This is a genomic window from Streptomyces sp. NPDC088354 (genome assembly GCF_044753585.1).
Taxonomy (GTDB): domain Bacteria; phylum Actinomycetota; class Actinomycetes; order Streptomycetales; family Streptomycetaceae; genus Actinacidiphila.
Genome location: NZ_JBIVNJ010000152.1, coordinates 1 through 1767 on the forward strand (window position 1 = coordinate 1; position 1767 = coordinate 1767).

The 1767-nt window shown below is 66.9% G+C and carries 1 protein-coding gene; it reads right to left on the minus strand.

The window, feature by feature from the left end:
- Window positions 1–390 precede the first annotated feature (390 nt).
- On the minus strand, window positions 391–1707 hold the full coding sequence (locus tag ACIP98_RS42405; RefSeq protein WP_401982229.1) for an ice-binding family protein: 1317 nt from the start codon (window positions 1705–1707) through the stop codon (window positions 391–393).
- Between the last annotated feature and the right edge of the window lie 60 nt (window positions 1708–1767).

Below are 1767 nucleotides of genomic sequence, written 5' to 3' on the forward strand. Positions count from 1 at the left end.
CGCCCGTCGAGTACGAAGCAAACCACTACCTCAACACCACGAAACCCCAGGTCACACCCAACATCTGAGATCTCTACCGAACCCGGAACGGTTCACGTTGCGTTACCACCGAATGTGAGACAGGGCCGTTAAGCTGACACACCCCTCGGGTGGGGAATGAGTATTCCTGGTCGGGGTCTGCGATGGGTTGCGCCGTGAGTGCTGTTCAGGTTTTGGCGGGGATGTATGGCCCGTGTCTGCTGCTTGCCGGCTGGGTCGCCGGCCTCCTCCGTAGGTCAGGTGTTCGTGCGAGGTGGGTCTTGGGTTCGGGTCGATGTCGTTTGTGGGGGGTCTCGCCCGGTGTGGGTTTTCGCTGTTCGGGTAGTGAGGTGGGCCTGGTGGGTTGTGGTCTCACCAGGGACGGGTGATGGTGTTGGTGTCCAGGGTGACTGATCCGTTGATGGCCATGGCCTGTCCGTGGATGGTTGTGCCGGCGTTGGTGGTGATGGAGGTCAGGGCGAGGATCCTGCCGGTGAAGTCGGTGTTGGGGCCGAGAGTGGCCGAGCTCCCGATTTGCCAGATGACGTTCCTTGCCGTGGCGCCGTTGATGAGGAGTACGCGGCTTGCGGTGGCTGTGGTCAATGTGGATCCGATTTGGAAGACCCAGTCGGCGTTGCGGTTGCCTTGGGCGTCGAGCGTGAGCGTGCCGGTGAGGGCGATGGACGTGTCGGCGTTGTAGACGCCGGGAGTCAGCGTCAGGCCGCCGAGGTCGCCGGAGATGCCGGCGTCCGGGATTTGGGCGACGGCGGAGTCGTAGGTGGCGACCAGATCGGCGTGGGCTGCAAGGGCGTCGGCGTCTGCGACGTGGATGGTTCCGTGTACCTGGCCGGGCGGGAATCCCGTGACCGAGACTCCGGGGCTCACCCCGAGATCTCCGGTGACGTCGGAAAGGCCGGTGTTGGTGACCGACTGGCCGCCCAGTACGGCGAAGCGTCCCAGGTAGGTGTATGCGTCCGAGGAGGTTGTCGTGCCGCCGAGGGTGGTGACGGAGACATCGGCCGGACCGAGTGCGCCCGCCGGCACCAGGGCGTCGATCTCCGTGTCGGAGGCGATTCTCCAGGACACGGCGGGCGTGCCACCGAAGGTGACGTCAGTGGCGTAGGAGAACGCGGTCCCGGTGATAACAACGAGATTGCCCCCGTCCATCGGCCCCTTGTCCGGGGTGACGGCGGTGATGGACGGCGGGTCGAGGTAGGCGTACACAACGCCGTCGGCGGTCCCGCCCCTGGTCCGCACGGTCACGGAGACCGTCCCGGCGCCGACAGCTGCCGGGACGGTGACAGTGAGCTCACCGTCGGAAATGACGGTGAAAGCCGCAGCCTGCGTACCGAAGCGGACCTCGTACGTGGTGTAGAGGCCAAGCCCGGTGAGAGTCACGGTGTTGCCGCCGGCCAAGGGGCCGGCCGGCGGCGGCGTGAGGCGGAAGGAAGGTGGCGGCAGGTAGTAGAAGCTGCCGACGACACCCGTTCCGCCCGCGGTGGTCACCGAAACCGGTACGGCGCCGACACCTGAAGGGGTGACGGTGGCGGTGGTGGTGTCACTGACGACCGTGAAACTCGCGGCCGGGCGCGCGCCGTACCGCACACCGGTGGTGCCGGTGAAGTGGACGCCGGTGAGGGTCACCGCGTCGCCACCGCCTGTGGAGCCCTGATTCGGTACGACCGGCATGGGGGCGCTCCCTCGAGTCCGTCGGGCCGATCGGCGTTGCGCCTTCGGGCCGACCCGGCC